This window comes from Arthrobacter sp. K5 (genome assembly GCF_040448525.1).
GTDB lineage: Bacteria > Actinomycetota > Actinomycetes > Actinomycetales > Micrococcaceae > Arthrobacter > Arthrobacter globiformis.
In genome coordinates, this window is sequence record NZ_CP159279.1 from 4,020,846 (window position 1) to 4,044,251 (window position 23,406).

General features: G+C 63.8%; 11 protein-coding genes and 2 rRNA genes. 11 read left to right on the top strand and 2 right to left on the bottom strand.

Annotated elements, in window-relative coordinates; genetic code table 11:
- Window positions 1-41: 41 nt before the first annotated feature.
- From ABRP34_RS18385 to rlmB, 3 genes are all read left to right on the top strand, one after another.
- Window positions 42-368, top strand: coding sequence for a hypothetical protein (locus ABRP34_RS18385; RefSeq protein WP_003801159.1), 327 nt, complete (start codon window positions 42-44; stop codon window positions 366-368).
- A gap of 32 nt (window positions 369-400) precedes the next feature.
- Window positions 401-1,855 (top strand): cysteine--tRNA ligase, encoded by a 1,455-nt coding sequence (cysS, locus tag ABRP34_RS18390; protein ID WP_003801157.1) that lies wholly within the window; start codon window positions 401-403, stop codon window positions 1,853-1,855.
- Window positions 1,856-1,947: 92 nt separating this feature from the next.
- Window positions 1,948-2,949, top strand: coding sequence for a 23S rRNA (guanosine(2251)-2'-O)-methyltransferase RlmB (gene rlmB, locus ABRP34_RS18395; protein WP_353711263.1), 1,002 nt, complete (start codon window positions 1,948-1,950; stop codon window positions 2,947-2,949).
- 220 nt (window positions 2,950-3,169) lie between these two features.
- Here rlmB and ABRP34_RS18400 read toward each other — a convergent pair whose 3' ends face one another.
- Window positions 3,170-3,979 (bottom strand): carbon-nitrogen hydrolase family protein, encoded by an 810-nt coding sequence (locus tag ABRP34_RS18400; RefSeq protein WP_353711264.1) that lies wholly within the window; start codon window positions 3,977-3,979, stop codon window positions 3,170-3,172.
- A gap of 112 nt (window positions 3,980-4,091) precedes the next feature.
- On the opposite strand from ABRP34_RS18400, the gene glgX reads away from it, so the two are divergent.
- Genes glgX through ABRP34_RS18415 form a run of 3 tightly spaced genes read left to right on the top strand, consistent with a single transcriptional unit; the run spans window position 4,092 to window position 7,079 of the window.
- Window positions 4,092-6,227 (top strand): glycogen debranching protein GlgX, encoded by a 2,136-nt coding sequence (gene glgX, locus ABRP34_RS18405; protein ID WP_353711265.1) that lies wholly within the window; start codon window positions 4,092-4,094, stop codon window positions 6,225-6,227.
- Window positions 6,228-6,244: 17 nt separating this feature from the next.
- The gene (locus ABRP34_RS18410; protein WP_353711266.1) at window positions 6,245-6,718 is read left to right on the top strand and encodes a ribonuclease domain-containing protein; all 474 of its coding nucleotides are present in this window, start codon (window positions 6,245-6,247) and stop codon (window positions 6,716-6,718) included.
- Window positions 6,719-6,722: 4 nt separating this feature from the next.
- Window positions 6,723-7,079 (top strand): barstar family protein, encoded by a 357-nt coding sequence (locus ABRP34_RS18415; protein ID WP_307099851.1) that lies wholly within the window; start codon window positions 6,723-6,725, stop codon window positions 7,077-7,079.
- A gap of 65 nt (window positions 7,080-7,144) precedes the next feature.
- On the opposite strand, the gene glgP is transcribed toward ABRP34_RS18415, so the two are convergent.
- Complete coding sequence (glgP, locus tag ABRP34_RS18420) at window positions 7,145-9,763, bottom strand: alpha-glucan family phosphorylase (protein ID WP_353711267.1); 2,619 nt, start codon at window positions 9,761-9,763, stop codon at window positions 7,145-7,147.
- 131 nt (window positions 9,764-9,894) lie between these two features.
- On the opposite strand from glgP, the gene ABRP34_RS18425 reads away from it, so the two are divergent.
- From ABRP34_RS18425 to ABRP34_RS18445, 5 genes are all read left to right on the top strand, one after another.
- Window positions 9,895-11,967 (top strand): alpha-1,4-glucan--maltose-1-phosphate maltosyltransferase, encoded by a 2,073-nt coding sequence (locus ABRP34_RS18425; protein ID WP_050934315.1) that lies wholly within the window; start codon window positions 9,895-9,897, stop codon window positions 11,965-11,967.
- 6 nt (window positions 11,968-11,973) lie between these two features.
- Window positions 11,974-13,770 carry a maltose alpha-D-glucosyltransferase gene (gene treS / locus ABRP34_RS18430; RefSeq protein ID WP_353711268.1) on the top strand — a complete coding sequence of 599 codons (1,797 nt, stop codon included), beginning with the start codon at window positions 11,974-11,976 and terminating at the stop codon, window positions 13,768-13,770.
- 1 nt (window position 13,771) lies between these two features.
- Window positions 13,772-17,656, top strand: coding sequence for a 1,4-alpha-glucan branching enzyme (locus tag ABRP34_RS18435; protein WP_353711269.1), 3,885 nt, complete (start codon window positions 13,772-13,774; stop codon window positions 17,654-17,656).
- A gap of 529 nt (window positions 17,657-18,185) precedes the next feature.
- Window positions 18,186-19,712: ribosomal RNA gene (locus tag ABRP34_RS18440) — 16S ribosomal RNA — on the top strand.
- Between the two features lie 542 nt (window positions 19,713-20,254).
- Window positions 20,255-23,380 (top strand): 23S ribosomal RNA (locus tag ABRP34_RS18445).
- The 16S and 23S rRNA genes sit together here, the layout of an rRNA operon.
- Window positions 23,381-23,406: the final 26 nt, after the last annotated feature.

Below are 23,406 nucleotides of genomic sequence, written 5' to 3' on the forward strand. Positions count from 1 at the left end.
GCTGGAATAAGCCCAAGTACCCCAATCCCAGGAGACCCGCCGTGAAAAAGTTGCTTCCCGCCGTCGTGATCGCTGGGGTGCTTCTGGCCGGCTGTGCCGGCAGTCCCCGCATGAGCGTCGAGGAGAGCTGCAAGTTCCTGCAGGGCGACACGTTCAAGCCCACGGGCAACCAGCAGCAGCAGGCCGACCAGATCGCCAAGCACTACCAGGAGGTCGCCGACAAGGTGGCCCAGGACGTGGCCGACCCCATCCAGAAGATGGCCGACATCATGAAGCAGGTGGCTGGCACGTCGCTGGGCAACAAGAGTGCGGAGCAGACGGCGGAACTCGCCAGGCAGAACAACAGGATCGGCGAGGTCTGCAAGTAAGCGGGGACATTGGCATCGGCTAATCTGGAGCGGTGACCCTGCGCTTTTACGACACTGCATCCGCCGAAGTCCGTGACTTCGTTCCTCTGGTACCGGGCAAGGTAAGCCTGTACTACTGCGGTGCGACGGTGCAGGGCATGCCGCACGTGGGGCACATCCGCTCCGCCATCGCCTTCGACCAGCTCACCCGCTGGCTTGAGTACCGCGGCTTCCGTGTCACGGTGGTCCGCAACGTCACCGACATCGACGACAAGATCCTCGCCAAGTCCGAGGCCTCCTTCCACCCCGATTTCGAGCAGGAGCCCGGCTCCGTGCCAGAGGAGGAATGGTGGGCGCTGGCCTACCGCTATGAGCAGGAGTTCCTCAAGGCCTACGACACCCTTGGCGTGTCCCGGCCCACCTACGAGCCGCGGGCAACGGGCCACATCCCGGAGATGCACGCCCTCATCCAGCTGCTGATCGACCGCGGCCACGCGTACCCTGCCCTCGATGCTTCGGGGGACGTCTACTTCGACGTGCGCTCCTGGAACAAATACGGCGCACTGACGCGCCAGAAGATCGATGACATGCAGGGAGCCGCCGACGCCGACCCGCGCGGCAAGAAGGACCCTCGCGACTTTGCCCTCTGGAAGGGACACAAGGAGGGGGAGCCGACGACGGCGAGCTGGGTTTCGCCGTGGGGCGCCGGCCGCCCGGGCTGGCACCTCGAATGCTCGGCGATGGTCACCAAATACCTCGGCACCGAATTCGACATCCACGGCGGCGGCCTCGATCTGCGGTTCCCGCACCACGAAAACGAGATGGCGCAATCCCAGGCTGCGGGCCACGGCTTCGCGAACTTCTGGATGCACAACGGCATGGTGACGTACCAGGGCGAGAAAATGTCGAAGTCCGTCGGCAACACGGTCAGCCCGGCGGAGATGCTGGAGCTCGCGCCGCCGCGGGTCGTCCGCTACTACCTGGGCCAGGCACAGTACCGCTCGGTGCTGGACTACCAGCCGACGTCGCTGCAGGAGGCCGCTGCCGCCGTCGAGCGCATTGACGGCTTCGTGGCCCGCGCCGTCCGGGCGCTGTCATCCGACGGTGCCCTGCTGTTTGGCAGCCACGGCACGGTTCCGGAGGCGTTTGCCGCTGCGATGGATGACGACCTCAACGTGCCGCAGGCCCTCGCGGTGCTGCACGACACGGTCCGGGCCGGAAACTCGGCACTGACCGATGGTGACCTCACGGCTACGCGGCAGGCGCTGGACAGCGTGACCGACATGCTCAGGGTCCTGGGCATCAGCGCCGCCGCGCAGCCTGCCGTCGACGACCAGGCCACCAGTGCCCTCGGCACGTTGATTGAAGCGCAGCTCGCCGCCCGCGCCGAAGCCCGCTCGAGGAAGGACTGGGCTGCCTCCGACGCTATCCGGGACACCCTCGCTGCGGCCGGCGTCCTGGTCGAAGACAACGCCGACGGCGCCACGTGGAGCCTGCAGCGCAGCTAGCCCCGGCGGCTCAGCGCCCGCCCGGTCAACGATTTGAGGCCAGTCAGTAGACTGGAGTCCAGACTTACTCAATACAACCAAGGGTGGAATTCATGGCCAACAAAGGTCGCCCGGGCGCAGTCCGCAAGCTCAAGAAGGGGCCCACCACCGGAACCGGTGGCCACGGCCGCAAGGCTCTCGAAGGCAAGGGGCCAACCCCCAAGGCCGAGGACCGCCCCTACCACAAGGCGCACAAGAACAAGCAGCTCGCTGAGCGCTCGGCCGCCAAGCGGCCCGGCAGTGCCGGCGCCACCCGCAGTGCCGGTGCCCGGTCTGGTCCGAAGGGGCGTGCCACCGAAGAAGTGGTCACCGGCCGCAACTCGGTCGTCGAAGCGCTCCGGGCCGGCATTCCGGCCAAGGCACTGCACGTTGCCATCCGCATCGAGATGGACGACCGCGTCAAGGAATCCCTGAAGATCGCCGCTGAACGCGGCATCCCGCTGCTGGAAACCGGCAAGCCCGAGCTGGACCGGATGACCGACGATGCCGTGCATCAGGGGCTCGTGCTCCAGATTCCCCCGTACGACTACCAGGACGCCTACGAGCTGGCCGAACAGACGGTTGAAGGCTGGAAGAAGGGGCACATCGCGAATGCGCCGCTCTTCGTTGCCCTCGACGGCATCACCGACCCCCGCAACCTTGGCGCGATCATCCGCTCGGTCTCGGCATTCAGCGGCCACGGCGTCATCGTCCCCGAACGCCGCTCCGTCGGCGTCACGGCGGCGGCGTGGAAGACCAGCGCCGGCGCGGCCGTGCGTGTTCCGGTGGCCCGTGCCTCCAACCTGAACAACGCCATCAAGCAGTTCAAGGACATGGGCGTCTTCGTGCTGGGGCTCGACGGCGACGGCGACGTGTCGCTGCCGGACCTGACCGTCGCCACCGAACCCGTCTGCATCGTGGTCGGTTCTGAAGGCAAGGGCCTCAGCCGCCTCGTCCGGGAGAACTGCGACCAGATCGTCTCCATCCCGATCGACTCCGCCATGGAATCCCTGAACGCTTCCATGGCCGTCGGCATCTCGCTCTACGAGGTCTCGCGCCAGCGCTCCGCCAAATAAGCCCACCCTGTCGAGGGCCGAAACGCTTCCTCACCTTTCGCAGGTAAACCGGGGACGCTTCCTCACCTTTCGCAGGTAAACCGGGGACGCTTCCGCACCTTTCGCAGCGAAACGGCCAACGCTTCCGCACCCAGGTGCGGAAGCGTTTGCGTTTTAAGAGCAGGACCTGAGGAAGCGTTCGGTTTTAAGCGACAAGAGGTGAGGAAGCGTTTTTGTGCTCCTAGAATTCCCGGCGGTTGGCCAGGACTGGGAGCTTGGTGCGGGCTTCCTTGACCCGGTCGGGGTCCAGATCGGCGAACAGAAGGCCGGGGGCGCCGTCGAGCTCCTGGAGCACCTCACCGAAAGGCGAGATGACCGCGCTGTGTCCGACGCCCGTGGGCGCTGCGCCGCGGGGTTCGGTGCCCTGGGTGGCAGGATCGCCCTGGCCGCAGGCGAGGACGTAGGTGGTGGTGTCCACGGCACGGGCGCGGGCCAGGAGTTGCCACTGGTCCACCTTGCCGGGGCCGGAACCCCAGGAGGCGCAAACGATGTTGGCGACCGCTCCGCGATCGGCGTTGGCCGTGAACAGGGCCGGGAAACGGATGTCGTAGCAGGTGGCCAAGCCAAAGGTGAGGCCGCCGACGTCAAACGTTACGGGCCCGGTCCCGGCATCCACGGTGTCGGACTCCAGGAATCCGAAGGCGTCGAACAGGTGCACCTTGTCATAGCTGGCGTCCACGCCCGGCCCTGTCACCAGCAGCGTGTTGCGGACTTTCGCCTGCCCGTCGGAGCTCGATGAACCCGGGGTGAACATTCCGGCAATAATTACAATCCCCAACTCGCCGGCAATCGAGCGGACACGGCCGGCCCACGGGCCGTCCAGGGGCTCGGCGATGTCCAGCAGCGAATTGCCGAATGCGCGCATGGTGGCCTCCGGGAAAACGACGATCTCGGCGCCGCCGTCCTTGGCACGGCGGGCGTATTCTTCGACCACGGTGAGGTTCCCGGCCACATCCCTTCCGGTGATGATCTGGGCCAATGCAATCTTCACGAAAACCTCCAGTCGGTGCGTTGTGAGAGCGTTCAGCGGTGCCGCCACAGCCCGCCCGCGTAACATGCGGGAGGAGATTAGCTATTTGGCTGTGACAGCTAAGCTTTAATTGATGGTAATGCCCCTTTTAGACACAGCCTTGACGGTGGACGACTCCCAGGCCTTTCCCCTCGGGGTCAGCGACGCGCGCCAAGGTCCGGGGGGCGCACCCGGCAGCCGCGTAAGAGTCGCCGTCTACGCGCCCGGCGTCGCGACGCTTGAGGTGGCCTACCAGGCGCCCGGCCAAAGCTGGCGGCTCCAGACCCTGTCCAGCCTCGCGAACGGCGTCCACCAAGGAGTGGTGGACGGTTTCCCCGTGGGATCCCGGTACGGCTTCCTCACAGCCCCCAGGGACGAAGCCGCCGCCACGGGCGACGAGGTACTGCCGCTCGCGGTTCCCACGGTTGATTTTGACGACGACGACGACGGCAGCCGGCAACCGCTGTTGCTGGACCCTTACGGCCGGGCCGTCGATGAACGCGACGGATTCCTGACCAGCGTCAGGATGTCCTCCGACTTCGACTGGGGCTCGGACGGGAAGCCGAATATCCCGTGGCGCAACACCATCGTCTACGAGGCACACGTCCGCGGACAGAGCATGCTTCATCCGGACATCCCGCAGGCGCTGCGCGGCACGTACGCCGGCATGGCCCATCCCGCGATGATCGAACACCTCACAGGCCTTGGCATCACCGCCCTGCAGTTGCTGCCGGTGCATTTCCATCTGGACGAGCCCCACCTCCAGAACCTCGGCCTCACCAACTACTGGGGCTACAACACGGCGGCGTTCTTCGCCCCGCACCCCGCGTACGCCACCAAGGCCGCCCAGGAAGCCGGGCCGCAGGCCGTCCAGGACGAATTCAAGGGAATGGTCAGGCTGCTGCATGCAGCCGGCATCGAGGTCATCCTCGACGTCGTCTACAACCACACGGCCGAAGGCGGGCCGGACGGGACCACCCTAAGCTTCCGGGGGCTGGGCGAGCAGAAGTACTACCGCACCGACGGCAACGGAAAATACATCGACACTACGGGCTGCGGCAACACGCTCAACTTCGGCGAACCCCGCGTCGTCCAGCTGGTGCTGGACTCGCTGCGGTACTGGGTGGACGAGTTCCACATCGACGGCTTCCGCTTCGACCTTGCCGTAACGCTCTGCCGGAACGCAGCCAACGAGTTCGATCCCCGCCACCCCTTCCTCGCAGCGGTCGCCGCCGATCCGGAGCTGTCCCGCGTCAAGCTGATCGCGGAACCGTGGGACGTGGGCTACGGCGGCTGGCAGACCGGTCGTTTCCCCGTCGGCTGGGTCGATTGGAACGATCACTACCGCGACGCCGTCCGCTCCTTCTGGCTGGCCGACCGCGCCGCTCTCGACAACGGCGGCCGGGGCGGATCCGTAGCCCGGCTCGCCGACGCCCTGTCCGGCTCGGCAAGCCTGTTCGAACCGTCGGGCCGTTCCAGGCTGGCCTCGCTGAACTACATCACCTCCCACGACGGCTTCACGATGACTGACCTCGTGTCCTACGACCGCAAACACAACGAGGCGAACGGGGAACAGAACCGGGACGGGCACGGCGACAACCGCAGCTACAACCACGGCTTCGAAGGGCGCACCGAGGACGAGGGCATTCTGACGCGCCGCGCCCAGAGCAAACGCAACCTCATGGCTTCGCTCATGATTTCCCTCGGCGTCCCCATGATCACGGCGGGGGACGAACTCGGCCGCACCCAGCAGGGCAACAACAACGCGTACTGCCAGGACAACCCGCTCACCTGGATCGACTGGACCAGCACGCCGGAATCCCACGCCATGCTCCGCAGCACCAAGCGCGTCATCCGGCTTCGCAACGAGTTCCTGGCCGCCCAGCCGCACGACTATCCGGTCCGCGACGCCCGCTCCTACCTGTACTGGTACGACCGGACCGGGCAGCCCATGTCCATGGAACGGTGGAACGACAATGGGAACCGGGTGGTTCAGCTGCTCCTCGGCTCCGACGACGGGCACGTGGCCGGGCTCATCGTGGTCAACGGCGGCCCCGAGGACATTGAGGTCACCCTTCCGCAGGTCACCAACGACGACGGCACCGGCAAGAGGCTGTTCGATCTGCGCCTCACCACGTCCGAGCTGCACGACCGGCGCCAAGGCGCCCTTGTGGCGTCCGGCGAGCCTGACGAGGTGCAGGCCCACACCATCAACATCTACCGCACATAGGCTACGGGGAATCAGGCATGCGCAGGCGTTGGACTGTCGGAACGCTGCTGCTGGGGCTTGCCGTGGCTGCCCTTGTGGTCTTCAATCTTTTCATCCCGCCGGGCGGCACGCCGCCCGCAGCGGGACCGCAGGGAACGACGACGTCGGCACCCGCCGCTGCGCCGTCGTCGTCGGACGGCAAGGCCACCGGAGTGCCGAACGCGTCCGGACTGCCCGCTATCCGGGAGTCCCAACTGCCGGCCGAAGGCCGGCGGACCCTTGCCCTGATCCGGAAGGGCGGCCCTTACCCGTACAGCCGCGACGGCGTGACGTTCGGCAACTTCGAACGCATCCTGCCCCGCAAGGCCAGCGGGTACTACAAGGAGTACACGGTTCCTACCCCGGGCGAGTCGGACCGCGGAGCCCGCAGGATCGTGGCAGGACAGGCCGGCGACAAGTACTACACCCCGGACCACTACGAATCGTTCAAGTTCATAGCAGAAGGCAAATAGCACCATGAAGATCTACTCCGGCGACACCTGGACCCTCGAGGAACTCCGCGACCAGGTCGTGGACGCCGGCCGCCGCAGCCTGCTCGTCCCGGCCGCCGACTCCAAGAAGGCTGTGCTCGCCGCTTTCGGCGAGGCCCTGGACTTTCCGGAGCACTTCGGCGTGAACCTGGACGCGCTCAACGACTCACTGCACGACTTCGCGGACGCGATTTCCGATGACGGCGCGGAGCCCCTGACCGTGATCTGGGAGGTTCCCGCAGCCTTCCGCGGCGACCGCTCCTTCGGCATCATCTGCGAGATCCTCCAGGACGCCGAGGCCTACGCCGGCAAGGACCTCGCAGTCATCGCAGTGCTGCTGTAGCCCACCTGGGCCCACGCCGTCAGGGGTAACTGGCCGAGCCTGCGAGGCTACGGAGACGGTGGGGACTACGCGTTGACGATCAGCCCCAGCTCGGCCTTGGACGCGAGGGCGTCGTGTTTGGGGAGTACCCTCACGGTGTAGCCGAAGGATCCGGAGCGGTCGATCACAATGGACCCGGCGAAGAGATAGCGGCCGTTGCCGAGCTCCTCCTTGGCCTCCAGTTCCACCATCGTCACATTGGCCAGTTCGTCGCTCTCGGCTGCCTGCCCGTACGCCACCTCCACTGCCACGTCCTGCGGAGACAGGTTGTGCAGTCCCACGTAGGCGTGGACCTGGAGGGTGTCACCGATCTGCGGGTCCTCGGAGACGCCGAGCGAGTCCACGTGCTCCACGTGCAGCTGCGGCCAGGCCGCGCGGACCTTGGCGACCCATGCCGCCAGTGCCTTGGCCTGGGCATAGGAGCCTGCGACCGCCTCGCGTCCCGAAACCGCGGCGGGACGGTACAGGACGTTGACGTAGTCCTGCAGCATCCGCTCGGCCGAGACCGCCGGGCCGAGATGCGACAGCGTGTGCTTGATCATGGAGACCCAGTGCGTAGGGATCTTCTCGTGACCGGACTCGGACGGCCCGGCGGCGCCAGCCGCCTCGGACACGGTGTTGCCGTAGAAGCGGGGCGCCACCTGGGTCTCGAGCAGCTCGTACAGCGCCGCGGCCTCGATGTCGTCCCGCTCGTCGGCGGAAGCGCCGTTGTTGGCGGTCGGGATCGCCCAGCCGTTTTCGCCGTCGTACATCTCATCCCACCAGCCGTCCAGGACGGACAGGTTCAGGGACCCGTTGATCGCGGCCTTCATGCCTGAGGTGCCGCAGGCTTCGAGTGGCCGCAGCGGGTTGTTCAGCCAGACGTCGCAGCCGGGGAACAGCGTGCGGGCCATGGCGATGTCGTAGTTCGGCAGGAACACGATGCGGTGCCGGACCGCGGGATCGTCGGTGAAGCGGACCAGGTCCTGGATCATCTTCTTGCCGGCGTCGTCCGCCGGGTGCGACTTGCCCGCGATGACCAGTTGGATGGGGTGTTCCTTGTGGAGCAACAGGGCCTTCAGGCGCTCCGGGTCCCGCAGCATGAGGGTCAGCCGCTTGTAGGTGGGCACGCGCCGGGCGAAGCCGATGGTCAGGACGTCCGGGTCCAGCACGGAATCGGTCCAGGCCAGCTCGGCATCGGCAGCACCGCGCTTCTTCCACGCTGCCCGCAACCGTCGCCGCACGTCCTCCACGAGCGAGACGCGCATCTCACGCCGGAGCGCCCAGACCTCGGCGTCGGAGACGTTGTAGGCGAGGTCCCACCGGCCCATCACCTCGGCTTCGGGCCCAAACCGCTCCCGGGCGAGCTTCGAGATGCGGGGATCCACCCAGGTGGGGACGTGCACGCCGTTGGTCACGGAGGTGATGGGCACTTCCGAGTGGTCGAATCCCGGCCACAGTGCAGAGAACATGCCGCGCGAGACTTCGCCGTGGAGCTTGGCAACGCCGTTGGCCCGCTGTGCCAGGCGCAGGCCCATCACGGCCATGTTGAACACGAAGGGGTTGCCCTCGTGGAAGTTCTCCCGGCCCAGGTCAAGGATGCGCGAGGTGGGAACGTCCGGCGCCAGCCCGGCCTCGAAGAAGTGCTGGATCTGCGCTGCCTCGAAACGGTCGATGCCGGCCGGAACCGGCGTGTGGGTGGTGAACACGGTGGACGAGCGCCCGGCAGCGAGGGCCTCGTCGAAGGTGAGCGCCTGTTCGCCGGCCATCAGCTCCTGGATCCGTTCGATGCCGAGGAAACCGGCATGGCCCTCATTCGTGTGGAACACCTCGGGTGCGGGCGTGCCGGTGAGCTTCTGGTAGGCGCGCAGTGCCTTGACCCCGCCCATGCCGAGTAGCAGTTCCTGCTGCAGCCGGTGGTCCCCGCCGCCGCCGTACAGGCGGTCCGTGATGCTGCGGGCGGCGTCGTCGTTTCCGGGGACGTTGGAGTCCAGGAGCAGGAGGGGGACGCGTCCGACGTCGGCACGCCAGATGTGTGCCGCAAGGTGCCGCCCATTGGGCAGCGGCAGGGAAATTTCCAGCGGCTTGCCGTTGCCGTCCGCGGCCGGTTCGCGCAGCAGCGTGAGGGGCAGGCCGTCGGGATCGATGACCGGGTAGGTCTCCTGCTGCCAGGCGTCCCGGGAGAGTGACTGCTTGAAGTAGCCGGCCTGGTAGAGCAGGCCGACGCCGATCAGCGGCACGCCGAGGTCGGAGGCGGCCTTCAGGTGGTCGCCGGCGAGGATGCCGAGGCCGCCCGAATACTGTGGCAGGACTTCGGTGATGCCGAATTCGGGGGAGAAGTAGGCGATGGAGGCGGGGGCGTCGCTGCCCAGGCCCTGGTACCAGCGGGGTTCGGTGAGGTACCGGTCCAGGTCCGCGGCTGCCGCCTGGACCCTGGCCACCACGTCCTTGTCCGTCGCGAGCCGGTGCATGTCTTCACGGCCCACCAGGCCCAGGAAGCTGACCGGATCATTACCGCACTGGGCCCAGACACGCGGGTTCAGGCTTTCGAACAGTTCCCGGGTGGGCCGGTGCCAGGACCAGCGGAGGTTGGTCGCCAACCGGGCCAGCGGCCGGATCGGCTCGGGAAGAACGGTACGGACTGTAAATCTGCGGATTGCCTTCACCTGCGCCACACTAACCGACTAGGTGAACGGCAGGAACCGCTTTTGATTACTTTCCGGTAAATGACGAATCGCTTCATTAATTAAGTTCGCAGGCTTAGCAATCCGCCCCGTTTCTCGCTAACGTCGAGCCTGTGACGACAAACACGCGAACCAGCGCCCCAGCAAAGCAAAAGCCGAAAGTTTCGATCACGGAGGGCCTTCGATTCGGCCGTTTTCCGATCACGGACGTTCAGCCTGTTGTCGAAGGGGGGAAGTTCCCGGCCAAGGCGCTGCCCGGCGAAGGGATCGTGGTCAGCGCCAGGTCCTTCCGGGAGGGCCACGACCAGTTGGGCGTCAGTGCTGTCCTTCTGGACCCGAAGGGCAACGAGCGCCAGCGGACCCGGCTCCAGCCGCCGTCGGGCGACCGCGGCAAGGGAACCGACCTCTGGGAAGGCCTGCTCACCCCTGAATCCACCGGTAACTGGTCCTTCGTCATCGAGGCCTGGCACGACCGCTACGGCACCTGGCACCACAACGCCGAGGTCAAGGTGGACGCGGGCATCGACGTCGAACTGATGCTTGCGGAGGGGGCTGCGCTGCTGTCCCAGGCCGCCGAGGAACCGGCCCGGAACGATGCGGACCGCCATACGCTGCGCTCCGCAGCCACCATCCTCGCGGACACCTCCCTGTCGCCCGAGGACCGCCTGGCTGCCGGCTTCAGCCGGGACGTCGCCGGCGTGGTTGAGCGCGAGCCCATCCGTGAGCTCGTCACCGTCTCCGAACCGTTCCCACTGCTCGTCGAGCGCGACCGCGCAGGCCGCGGCTCCTGGTACGAGTTCTTCCCGCGCTCCGAGGGCGCGGTGCGCGATCCCGGCACGGGCGCCTGGACATCCGGCAACTTCCGGACCGCCGCCAACCGGCTGGATGCCGTGGCCGGCATGGGCTTTGACGTCATCTACATGCCGCCGATCCATCCGATTGGCATCCAGCACCGCAAGGGCCCCAACAACACCCTGATCGCCGGCCCGAACGATCCCGGTTCGCCGTGGGCCATTGGCGCCAAGGAAGGCGGGCACGACGCCATCCACCCCGATCTCGGAACTTTCGAGGACTTCGACGCCTTTGTGGCGCGGGCGAATGAACTCAACCTCGAAGTGGCACTCGACCTGGCCCTCCAGGCCGCTCCGGACCACCCCTGGGTCACCGAGCACCCGGAATGGTTCACCACCCGCGTGGACGGCAGCATCGCGTACGCCGAGAACCCGCCGAAGAAGTACCAGGACATCTACCCGCTCAACTTCGACAACGACCCCGAAGGCCTGTCCAAGGAAATCCTGCGGATCGTCCAGCTGTGGGTCAGCCACGGCGTCAAGATCTTCCGGGTCGACAACCCGCACACCAAGCCCGTGTGGTTCTGGGAGTGGCTCATCGCCAAGGTCAACAAGAAGGACCCCGACGTCGTCTTCCTGGCCGAGGCCTTCACCCGCCCCGCCATGATGCACGCGCTCGGCAGGGCCGGCTTCCAGCAGTCCTACACCTACTTCACGTGGCGCAACACGAAGAAAGAGCTGGAGGAGTACTTCCACCACGTCAGCCACGAGTCGGCTGCCTTCTTCCGGCCCAACTTCTTCGTCAACACCCCGGACATCCTCACCGAGTACCTGCAGTACGGCGGGCCGGCGGCGTTCAAGATCCGGGCGGCCCTGGCGGCAACCGCGAGCCCGCTGTGGGGCGTGTACGCCGGCTACGAACTGTACGAGCACGTTGCCCGGCCCGGTGCCGAGGAGTACATCGACAACGAGAAGTTCGAGTACAAGGCCCGGGACTGGGACGCTGCCGCCGCCTCCGGCCGGACCCTCGCGCCATACCTGACCCGGCTCAATGAAATCCGCAGGGCGCACCCGGCTCTGGGGGACCTGCAGAACCTCACCCTGCACCAGTGCACGGACGACGCCACGGTGGTCTACTCGAAGCACAAGACGCTCCCGGACGGCACGCGGGACACCATCATCGTGGTGGTCAACGTGGACCCGCACAGTGCGAGGGAAGGCATGGTGTCGCTGGACCTGTCAGCGCTGGGGCTGGACCCGGCCGATCTCACGCCGAACGGCGGGTTCTGGGTGGATGACCTGATCTCAGGCGAGTCTTGGGAATGGGGGGAGTACAACTACGTGAGGCTGGATGCACATGTTGAACCTGCACACATCCTGAGCATCCGGAGGTAGCCGCCAGTGAGTTTCAGTCCGCAGAGTCCCTTCCAGCACTTCACCCCCAAGAGCACGTTCGAGCTCAATGCTCCGGGTTTGCAGCATGATCCGCTGTGGTACCGGAAGGCGGTGTTCTATGAAGTGCTGGTCAGGGGCTTTGCGGACGCCAACGGCGACGGCTCGGGCGACTTCCACGGGCTGATCGACAAGCTGGACTACCTGCAATGGCTGGGCGTGGACTGCCTATGGCTGCCGCCGTTTTTCCAGTCACCCCTCCGGGACGGCGGGTATGACATCTCGGACTACAACTCCGTTCTGGACGAGTTCGGCACCATCAGCGACTTCAAACGGCTCGTCGCGGAGGCCCATGCCCGCGGTGTCCGGGTCATCATCGACCTCCCGCTGAACCACACGTCCGACCAGCACCCCTGGTTCCAGGAGTCCAGGAAGGACCCCGACGGCCCCTTCGGCGACTTCTACGTGTGGAGCGACACGGACGAGAAATACCAGGACGCGCGCATCATCTTCGTGGACACGGAGGAATCCAACTGGACCTTTGACCCCATCCGGCGGCAGTTCTTCTGGCACCGGTTCTTCAGCCACCAGCCTGACCTGAACTTCGAGAACCCGAAGGTCATCGACGCCGTATTCGACGTCGTGCGGTTCTGGCTGGACCAGGGGATCGACGGGTTCCGGGCGGACGCCATCCCGTACCTGTACGAGGAGGAGGGGACCAACTGCGAAAACCTCCCGGCAACGCACGAGTTCCTGCGCAAGCTGCGGAAGATGGTGGACGAGAGCTATCCCGGCAGGGTCATCATCGCCGAGGCCAACCAGCCGCCCAACGAGGTGGTGGAGTACTTCGGCACAGAGGAGGAACCGGAGTGCCACATGGCCTTCCATTTCCCGATCATGCCCCGGCTCTACTACGCGCTGCGTGACCAGAAGGCCGCGCCCATCATCGAGACCATGCACGACACCCCGGACATCCCGGAAGGTGCACAGTGGGGAACGTTCCTTCGCAACCACGACGAGCTGACGCTGGAGATGGTCACCGCCGATGAGCGGGCTGCCATGCTCGGCTGGTACGCGCCGGACCCGCGCATGCGGGCCAACATCGGGATCCGGCGCCGGCTGGCGCCGTTGCTGGACAACTCCAGGGCGGAAATCGAGCTCATCAATGCCCTGCTGCTGTCCCTGCCGGGCAGCCCGTTCCTGTACTACGGGGACGAGATCGGGATGGGCGACAACATCTGGCTCGAGGACCGTGACGCCGTCCGCACGCCCATGCAGTGGAACCCCGACCGCAACGCCGGGTTCTCCAACGCCGATCCCGGCAAGCTGTACCTCCCTGTGATCCAGTCGCTGGTCTACAACTACTCCATGGCAAACGTGGAGGCCGAGGCCGCACATTCCGGATCGCTGCTTCGTTGGACCCGGCAGATTCTCAGCGTGCGGAAGAACCACCCGGCGTTCGGCCTCGGGGCGTTCAGGCATGTGGAGGCCGACCACGAGGTGGTGCTGGCCTACCTCCGCGAACTGCCGGAAGGCAATGCAGCGGGCGAACCGGCCGAATCCATCCTGTGCGTCTTCAACCTTTCCCAGCATCCGGTGTCCTCCACGCTGAGGCTTCCGGACTTTTCCGGCCGGGGCCTGCGGGACGTCTTCGGAGGCCAGCCATTCCCCGGCATCAGCGACGACGGACAGCTGACGCTGACGCTGGGCAGCCACGACTTCTTCTGGCTGCGCCTGCGGTCCACGGTTTCAAACCCAGCTTCACCCTTTACCCAAGCGATGCCGATACTGTCGATTGAGGGATGAGATGACCCAAACCACACTGACACCCACACTCGAACAACTGCTCCGTGACTGGCTGCCGGCCCAGAGGTGGTTCCCGGTGAAGTCCCCGGACTTCACCCTGGCGCCGGTGGGCGGCCTGGTCCTGGAGGACCCCACCCGCCGCGCCGGCCTGGAGGTGTTCCTCGCGTCCGTTGAGTCCAAAACGGCCGACGGCGTCTCCCGCACCGACGTTGTCCAGATCCCGCTCAGCTACCGCAGCCAGCCGCTGCCGGGCGCCGAACGGGCCCTGATCGGTGAAAGCGACGATGCCGAAATGGGGCACCGGTGGGTCTACGACGCCGTCCACGACCCCGCCTTCATTGCAGCGTGGCTGGACCTGATTCGAACGGAGGACGCCGCCGGCACCGCCAGTGGCCACCTTTCCGGTGCCGGCCAGCCCCTGCCGCAGGCCTCCGGGACGGTCCGTGTCCTGTCCGGCGAACAGTCCAACACGTCGGTGATAGTGGACGACGGCGACTCCGCGGCAATCGTGAAGTTCTTCCGTGTGCTTTCGGCCGGGCGAAATCCGGAGGTGGAGGTTGGCGCCGCGCTGTCCGCGGCCCGCACCTCGGAGGTCCCTGCCACGCTGGGCTGGGTCACCGGCGAGTGGTATCCGCAGGGGCAGCTGCCCCAGGGTAAGCCCGCATCGGGGGGCCCTGCCCGGGGCGAACTGGCGGTGGCCCACGAATTCCTGGCCGGCGGCCGGGACGCATGGCGGCTCGCCGTTGACGCGGCGGCCGGGGGAGTGGACTTCACGGCCGAGGCGCATGCCCTTGGCCATGCGACGGCCACAGTCCACCGCAGGCTCGCCGAGACACTGGGCGTTTCGGCCGAAGCGGTTCCGGGCGGGGATATTGCCCCCGGAGTAGCCCAGCGGGTGCGTCAGACGTGGGCGGAGGCGGGACCCGCCGTCGGACCTTACGAAGAAGCGCTGGAAAGCCTGCTCAGCCGGCTCGAAGGCACCCCCGCCGGCGCGCTTCAGCGCATCCACGGCGATCTGCACCTCGGCCAGATCCTGCAGGTACCCGGCGCCGGAGGCGGCCATGACCGGTGGGCTATCCTCGACTTCGAGGGGGAGCCCCTCCGGCCAATCTCCGAGCGCAACTTCCCCGACGTCCCGCTCCGGGACGTGACAGGCATGCTTCGCTCCTTTGACTACGCGGCCGGTGCCGCCGAACGCGAACAGCCGGACGTCCGCGTCCCGGAATCCTGGGTGGACGACTGCACCGAGGCCTTCCTGGCAGGCTACGCGGAAGTAACTCCCGGAACGGTGGACCGTAATTCGCCGCTCTTTGTGGCATTGTGGCTGGACAAGGCGCTCTACGAAGTCGTGTACGAGCTGCGCAACCGGCCGGGCTGGCTGGCCATCCCGGTGAATGCGGCAAGACGGCTCCTCAGCACTAAAAGCTCCGGCGAACCGGCCGGGGCAGCAGCGGAAGGTAATAAGATGACAGGCTCTGCACACACCGACAGTCCCCACGCACCGTTGCACGTGGACGCGCACACGCTTTCACGCGTCGCGGCCGGTGAACACCACGCCCCGCACTCGGTGCTTGGTGCCCATTTGGACAACTACGGTCACGTGACCATCCGCACCGTGAAGCACCTCGCGGAGGCCGTCAACGTGGTGACCCAAGCCGGAACCGTGCCCATGACCCATGAGGCCGAAGGCGTCTGGGTGGCGGTACTGGAGCCGTTGCAGCACGGCCACGTGCCGGACTACCGCCTTGAGGTCACGTACGAGGGCGCCGAGCCGGTAACCGTGGACGATCCGTACCGCTACCTTCCCACCGTGGGCGAAGTGGACCTGCACCTGATCGGTGAAGGACGCCACGAGAAGCTCTGGACGGTGCTGGGCGCGCACGTGCAGCACTACAAGTCCTCGCTGGGCGACATTGACGGCGTGTCCTTCGCCGTGTGGGCCCCGAACGCCGAAGCGGTCCGGGTCAAGGGCGATTTCAACGCCTGGGACGGGCGGGAAAATTCGCTGCGGTCCCTCGGCTCCTCGGGCGTCTGGGAACTGTTCATCCCGGGTGTCCCGGCCGGCGCCTGCTACAAGTACGAAATCAAGACCAAGGGCGGCTACTGGGTGGAGAAAGCCGACCCGCTGGCCTTCGGCACCGAGGTGCCCCCGCTCACCGCTTCGCGGGTTGTCGAGTCCCACTACCAGTTCCAGGACGCGGACTGGATGAAGGAACGTGCCGCTCGGGATCCGCACAACTCGCCCATGAGCGTTTACGAGGTCCACCTCGGATCCTGGCGCCTGGGGCTTAGCTACCGCGAGCTGGCCAAGGAGCTCGTCGATTACGTGAAGTGGCTCGGCTTCAGCCACGTCGAGTTCATGCCCGTGGCCGAGCACCCTTTCGGCGGCTCCTGGGGCTACCAGGTCACCTCCTACTACGCACCCACGTCCCGCTTCGGGCATCCCGATGAGTTCCGCTTCCTGGTGGACTCCCTCCACCAGGCGGGCATCGGGGTAATCCTGGACTGGGTGCCGGCGCACTTCCCGAAGGACAACTGGGCCCTGGCACAGTTTGACGGCCAGCCGCTCTACGAACACGCTGACCCGAACCTGGGCGAGCACCCGGACTGGGGCACCCTCATCTTCGACTTCGGCCGCACCGAAGTCCGGAACTTCCTCGTGGCCAACGCGCTGTACTGGCTCGATGAGTTCCACATCGACGGCCTCCGCGTGGATGCCGTCGCGTCCATGCTGTACCTGGACTATTCGCGGGAGCACGGCCAGTGGCAGCCCAACCGCTTCGGCGGCCGCGAAAACCTGGAGGCCATCTCTTTCCTCCAGGAGGCCAACGCCACGGTATACAAGACGCACCCCGGCGCTGTCATGATCGCGGAAGAATCCACGGCGTTCCCCGGCGTCACCGCGCCCACCAGCCAGGGGGGTCTCGGCTTCGGCCTCAAATGGAACATGGGCTGGATGCACGACTCGCTCAAGTACGCCTCCGAAGACCCGGTCAACCGCAAATGGCACCACGGCACGGTCACGTTCTCCATGGTGTACGCCTTTACCGAAAACTTCCTGCTGCCCATCAGCCACGATGAGGTCGTCCACGGCAAGGGCTCGATGCTCCGCAAGATGCCGGGCGACCGCTGGCAGCAGCTGGCCAACCTCCGCGCCTTCCTCGGCTACCAGTGGGCGCACCCGGGCAAGCAGCTGATCTTCATGGGCACCGAATTCGGCCAGGAAGCCGAGTGGTCCGAACAGCACGGCCTCGACTGGTGGCTCGCGGACATTCCGGCGCACCGCGGCATCCAGATGCTGCTCAAGGACCTCAACGGGCTCTACCGGTCGACGCCCGCCCTGTACGCCCGCGACAACGAACCCGGCGGATTCCAATGGATCAACGGCGCCGACGCCGACCGCAACGTCCTGACCTTTGTCCGCTGGGACACTGAGGGCAACCCGCTGGTCTGCGCCGTCAACTTCTCCGGCGGACCGCACAAGGACTACGCCCTTGGCGTGCCGTCGACGGGAGCATGGACGGAGGTGCTGAACACCGACTCCGCGGAATACGGCGGATCGGGCGTCCTCAACGGCGGCACACTGACCGCGGAGGACGAGGGAATCGACGGCCAGCCGGCAACCCTTACGGTTACGCTGCCGCCGCTGGGCGCCGCGTACTTCCGGCCCGCCGGTGCCAACGTCATCACCACGGCGGCTGCGGCCAGGGCTAAAGCCACTGAAGCTGAATCCATCTTTGCCGGGCCCACGGCTGCCGAGACAGGGCGTGTTGAATCGCGAGGTGCTGAGGCCCGTGATGCTGAAACCGGGGTTGTTGAACCGAAGAGTGCTGAACCGAAGGGTGGGACGGGGAAGTCTGCTTTGCCCGGCGGGCCGCTCGTCTGAGTCCCGTCTGAGTCACGGAGGACCGCAGATGTGGGTCCCGGCGGACCGTTGGTCGGCGCCGCCACCAGACGGTTGTTTCACTAGGGCGGTTGTTCACTAGGAGGAGGGCCCGGAATCCCTTGGGATTCCGGGCCCTCCTTGGCGTTGCGTAAGCCCAGTTGGCATTCCGCCGAGGTAGTGGTAGAGTTTATTTCCGCGCCGCTCCACAGAGCGAGTCGATCGAGGTGATCCGGAAGCCACAGGCTGGACCGGACAGAAGCCGCCGATTTGACTCGGATAAAGCGAGCGGGTAAGTTTGAAAAGTTGCTCCGGAGCGATCCTGAACGTTGGTTTGGGTGGTGCCGGGTGTGTCTGTTGTTTGAGAACTCAATAGTGTGCCAAGTTTGTTGATACCGATTTTTTTATGAATTGGTTGATTGTGCCGGGCTGCCCACCCCCGTGGTGTGGCCTGGTGTTTTTAGCTGGTTTCAAATTTTGTGCAGCCTTCGTTCCTGTTATTTCCGGGGGTGTTGGTTGTGTCTGTTTTACTTCAACGGAGAGTTTGATCCTGGCTCAGGATGAACGCTGGCGGCGTGCTTAACACATGCAAGTCGAACGATGATCCGGTGCTTGCACCGGGGATTAGTGGCGAACGGGTGAGTAACACGTGAGTAACCTGCCCTTGACTCTGGGATAAGCCTGGGAAACTGGGTCTAATACCGGATATGACTCCTCATCGCATGGTGGGGGGTGGAAAGCTTTTTGTGGTTTTGGATGGACTCGCGGCCTATCAGCTTGTTGGTGAGGTAATGGCTCACCAAGGCGACGACGGGTAGCCGGCCTGAGAGGGTGACCGGCCACACTGGGACTGAGACACGGCCCAGACTCCTACGGGAGGCAGCAGTGGGGAATATTGCACAATGGGCGAAAGCCTGATGCAGCGACGCCGCGTGAGGGATGACGGCCTTCGGGTTGTAAACCTCTTTCAGTAGGGAAGAAGCGAAAGTGACGGTACCTGCAGAAGAAGCGCCGGCTAACTACGTGCCAGCAGCCGCGGTAATACGTAGGGCGCAAGCGTTATCCGGAATTATTGGGCGTAAAGAGCTCGTAGGCGGTTTGTCGCGTCTGCCGTGAAAGTCCGGGGCTCAACTCCGGATCTGCGGTGGGTACGGGCAGACTAGAGTGATGTAGGGGAGACTGGAATTCCTGGTGTAGCGGTGAAATGCGCAGATATCAGGAGGAACACCGATGGCGAAGGCAGGTCTCTGGGCATTAACTGACGCTGAGGAGCGAAAGCATGGGGAGCGAACAGGATTAGATACCCTGGTAGTCCATGCCGTAAACGTTGGGCACTAGGTGTGGGGGACATTCCACGTTTTCCGCGCCGTAGCTAACGCATTAAGTGCCCCGCCTGGGGAGTACGGCCGCAAGGCTAAAACTCAAAGGAATTGACGGGGGCCCGCACAAGCGGCGGAGCATGCGGATTAATTCGATGCAACGCGAAGAACCTTACCAAGGCTTGACATGGACCGGACCGCCGCAGAAATGTGGTTTCTCCTTTTGGGGCCGGTTCACAGGTGGTGCATGGTTGTCGTCAGCTCGTGTCGTGAGATGTTGGGTTAAGTCCCGCAACGAGCGCAACCCTCGTTCCATGTTGCCAGCGCGTAATGGCGGGGACTCATGGGAGACTGCCGGGGTCAACTCGGAGGAAGGTGGGGACGACGTCAAATCATCATGCCCCTTATGTCTTGGGCTTCACGCATGCTACAATGGCCGGTACAAAGGGTTGCGATACTGTGAGGTGGAGCTAATCCCAAAAAGCCGGTCTCAGTTCGGATTGGGGTCTGCAACTCGACCCCATGAAGTCGGAGTCGCTAGTAATCGCAGATCAGCAACGCTGCGGTGAATACGTTCCCGGGCCTTGTACACACCGCCCGTCAAGTCACGAAAGTTGGTAACACCCGAAGCCGGTGGCCTAACCCCTTGTGGGAGGGAGCCGTCGAAGGTGGGACTGGCGATTGGGACTAAGTCGTAACAAGGTAGCCGTACCGGAAGGTGCGGCTGGATCACCTCCTTTCTAAGGAGCACCTACAGTCTCTGCGGCCCGTGTAGGCGGGTGTGGAGGGGTTGTCAGGAGTAAAGGCCCGTTGCGCAGACGTTTGTTCTGCGGCGGGTGCTCATGGGTGGAATATCAACGGATAGCGGCCGCGTGTTTTTTTCCTGTGTTTAGTACGGATGGGTTCCCTGTGGGGGTTTGTCCTGGAACGGTGCGGGTGGGGGATGCGTGGTTTAGTGTTTGGCACACTGTTGGGTCCTGAGGCAACAGGGCCGGGGAGGCTGCGGTTTTTGGCCGTGTTTTCCCGGGGCTTGTTTGTTTCTGGTTTCCTGGCTGCACCGGTCATGCGCGTTGGCCCCTTTGGGGGTTGTGTGTGGGGTGTGTGGTACGGGGTTGTTGTTTGAGAACTACATAGTGGACGCGAGCATCTTTTATAAGAAGCAATTTCCAAGAATATGAACCTGGATCTGGCTGCGCGTGATGATGGCTTCCTTTTTTGGGGGTGGTTGTTGGGTGTGGTTGGTTTTCATGGTTCTCTCGAAAATTACTGATTGATCTTTTGTGGTCAAGTTTTTAAGAGCACACGGTGGATGCCTTGGCATTAGGAGCCGAAGAAGGACGTAGGAATCTGCGATAAGCCTGGGGGAGTCGATAACCGGACTGTGATCCCAGGGTGTCCGAATGGGGAAACCCCGCCAGACGCGCGAGTGATCTGGTGACCCGCATCTGAACACATAGGGTGCGTGGAGGGAACGCGGGGAAGTGAAACATCTCAGTACCCGCAGGAAGAGAAAACAACAGTGATTCCGTTAGTAGTGGCGAGCGAACGCGGATCAGGCTAAACCGACCCATGTGTGATAGCCGGCGGGCGTTGCATGGGCGGGGTTGTGGGACTTGTTGTCCTGGTTCTGCCGGACCGGGGAGGTGTGAGTGCTGGTATAGGTGAACGGTCTTGAAAGGCCGGCCGTAGAGGGTGTGAGCCCCGTAACCGTAATGCTGTGTACCGCCTTTGATGAGTATCCCAAGTAGCACGGGGCCCGAGAAATCCCGTGTGAATCTGTCAGGACCACCTGATAAGCCTAAATACTCCCTAATGACCGATAGCGGACCAGTACCGTGAGGGAAAGGTGAAAAGTACCCCGGGAGGGGAGTGAAACAGTACCTGAAACCGTGTGCTTACAATCCGTCGGAGCAGCCATAGTAGTTGTGACGGCGTGCCTTTTGAAGAATGAGCCTGCGAGTTAGTGTTACGTCGCGAGGTTAACCCGTGTGGGGAAGCCGTAGCGAAAGCGAGTCTGAACAGGGCGTTGCAGTGGCGTGATCTAGACCCGAAGCGAAGTGATCTACCCATGGCCAGGTTGAAGCGACGGTAAGACGTCGTGGAGGACCGAACCCACTTCAGTTGAAAATGGAGGGGATGAGCTGTGGGTAGGGGTGAAAGGCCAATCAAACTTCGTGATAGCTGGTTCTCCCCGAAATGCATTTAGGTGCAGCGTTGCGTGTTTCTTACCGGAGGTAGAGCTACTGGATGGCTAATGGGCCCTACAAGGTTACTGACGTCAGCCAAACTCCGAATGCCGGTAAGTGAGAGCGCAGCAGTGAGACTGTGGGGGATAAGCTTCATAGTCGAGAGGGAAACAGCCCAGACCACCAACTAAGGCCCCTAAGCGTGTGCTAAGTGGGAAAGGATGTGGAGTTGCGAAGACAACCAGGAGGTTGGCTTAGAAGCAGCCATCCTTAAAAGAGTGCGTAATAGCTCACTGGTCAAGTGATTCCGCGCCGACAATGTAGCGGGGCTCAAGTACACCGCCGAAGTTGTGGCATTCACATATTTTCCAAGCCTTTGTGGTTCAGGAGTGTGGATGGGTAGGGGAGCGTCGTGTGGGCGGTGAAGTCGCGGTGTAAACCAGCGGTGGAGCCTACACGAGTGAGAATGCAGGCATGAGTAGCGAAAGACGGGTGAGAAACCCGTCCGCCGGATGATCAAGGGTTCCAGGGTCAAGCTAATCTGCCCTGGGTAAGTCGGGACCTAAGGCGAGGCCGACAGGCGTAGTCGATGGACAACGGGTTGATATTCCCGTACCGGCGAAAAACCGCCCATGTTGAACAGGGGATACTAACCGCCCGAGACCTGCCTGACACCCCTTGTGGGTGAAGGGTTTTGGTGGAGCGCGGGACCTGATCCTGGGAGGCAAGCGTATTAACAGGTGTGACGCAGGAAGGTAGCCGAGCCGGGCGATGGTTGTCCCGGTCCAAGGATGTAGGGCGAACGGTAGGCAAATCCGCTGTTCATGTGCCTGAGATCTGACGGGACTCCCGTAAAGGGGGGATTCGGTGATCCTATGCTGCCTAGAAAAGCATCGGCGCGAGGTTTTAGCCGCCCGTACCCCAAACCGACACAGGTGATCAGGTAGAGAATACTAAGGCGATCGAGAGAATTATGGTTAAGGAACTCGGCAAAATGCCCCCGTAACTTCGGGAGAAGGGGGGCCCCAACCTTGAACGGACCGTGCGTCCGGGAGGGGATCGGGGCCGCAGAGACCAGGGAAGCGACTGTTTACTAAAAACACAGGTCCGTGCGAAGTCGCAAGACGATGTATACGGACTGACTCCTGCCCGGTGCTGGAAGGTTAAGAGGACCGGTTAGCCTCACGGCGAAGCTGAGAATTTAAGCCCCAGTAAACGGCGGTGGTAACTATAACCATCCTAAGGTAGCGAAATTCCTTGTCGGGTAAGTTCCGACCTGCACGAATGGAGTAACGACTTCCCCGCTGTCTCAACCATAAACTCGGCGAAATTGCAGTACGAGTAAAGATGCTCGTTACGCGCAGCAGGACGGAAAGACCCCGAGACCTTTACTATAGTTTGGTATTGGTGTTCGGAGTGGCTTGTGTAGGATAGGTGGGAGACGTTGAAGCCCGGACGCCAGTTCGGGTGGAGTCATCGTTGAAATACCACTCTGGTCACTTTGGACATCTAACTTCGGCCCGTAATCCGGGTCAGGGACAGTGCCTGATGGGTAGTTTAACTGGGGCGGTTGCCTCCTAAAAAGTAACGGAGGCGCCCAAAGGTTCCCTCAGCCTGGTTGGCAATCAGGTGTCGAGTGTAAGTGCACAAGGGAGCTTGACTGTGAGAGAGACATCTCGAGCAGGGACGAAAGTCGGGACTAGTGATCCGGCGGTACATTGTGGAATGGCCGTCGCTCAACGGATAAAAGGTACCTCGGGGATAACAGGCTGATCTTGCCCAAGAGTCCATATCGACGGCATGGTTTGGCACCTCGATGTCGGCTCGTCGCATCCTGGGGCTGGAGTAGGTCCCAAGGGTTGGGCTGTTCGCCCATTAAAGCGGTACGCGAGCTGGGTTTAGAACGTCGTGAGACAGTTCGGTCCCTATCCGCTGCGCGCGCAGGAAATTTGAGAAGGGCTGTCCTTAGTACGAGAGGACCGGGACGGACGAACCTCTGGTGTGTCAGTTGTACTGCCAAGTGCACCGCTGATTAGCTACGTTCGGATGGGATAACCGCTGAAAGCATCTAAGCGGGAAGCTCGCTTCGAGATGAGATTTCCATACACCCTCGGGTGTGAGAGGCCCCCAGCCAGACCACTGGGTTGATAGGCCGGATGTGGAAGCGAGGACTAACGACTCGTGAAGCTGACCGGTACTAATAGGCCGATAACTTACACCACACAAGAACAAAGCATGCTTGCGTCCA

What these genes read in the sequence shown, in the direction of transcription:
- rlmB (WP_353711263.1), top strand. Translation starts at nt 1,948, where the DNA reads ATGGCCAACAAAGGTCGCCCGGGCGCAGTCCGCAAGCTCAAGAAGGGG.
- glgX (WP_353711265.1), top strand. Translation starts at nt 4,092, where the DNA reads ATGGTAATGCCCCTTTTAGACACAGCCTTGACGGTGGACGACTCCCAG.
- ABRP34_RS18410 (WP_353711266.1), top strand. Translation starts at nt 6,245, where the DNA reads ATGCGCAGGCGTTGGACTGTCGGAACGCTGCTGCTGGGGCTTGCCGTG.
- ABRP34_RS18415 (WP_307099851.1), top strand. Translation starts at nt 6,723, where the DNA reads ATGAAGATCTACTCCGGCGACACCTGGACCCTCGAGGAACTCCGCGAC.
- ABRP34_RS18435 (WP_353711269.1), top strand. Translation starts at nt 13,772, where the DNA reads ATGACCCAAACCACACTGACACCCACACTCGAACAACTGCTCCGTGAC.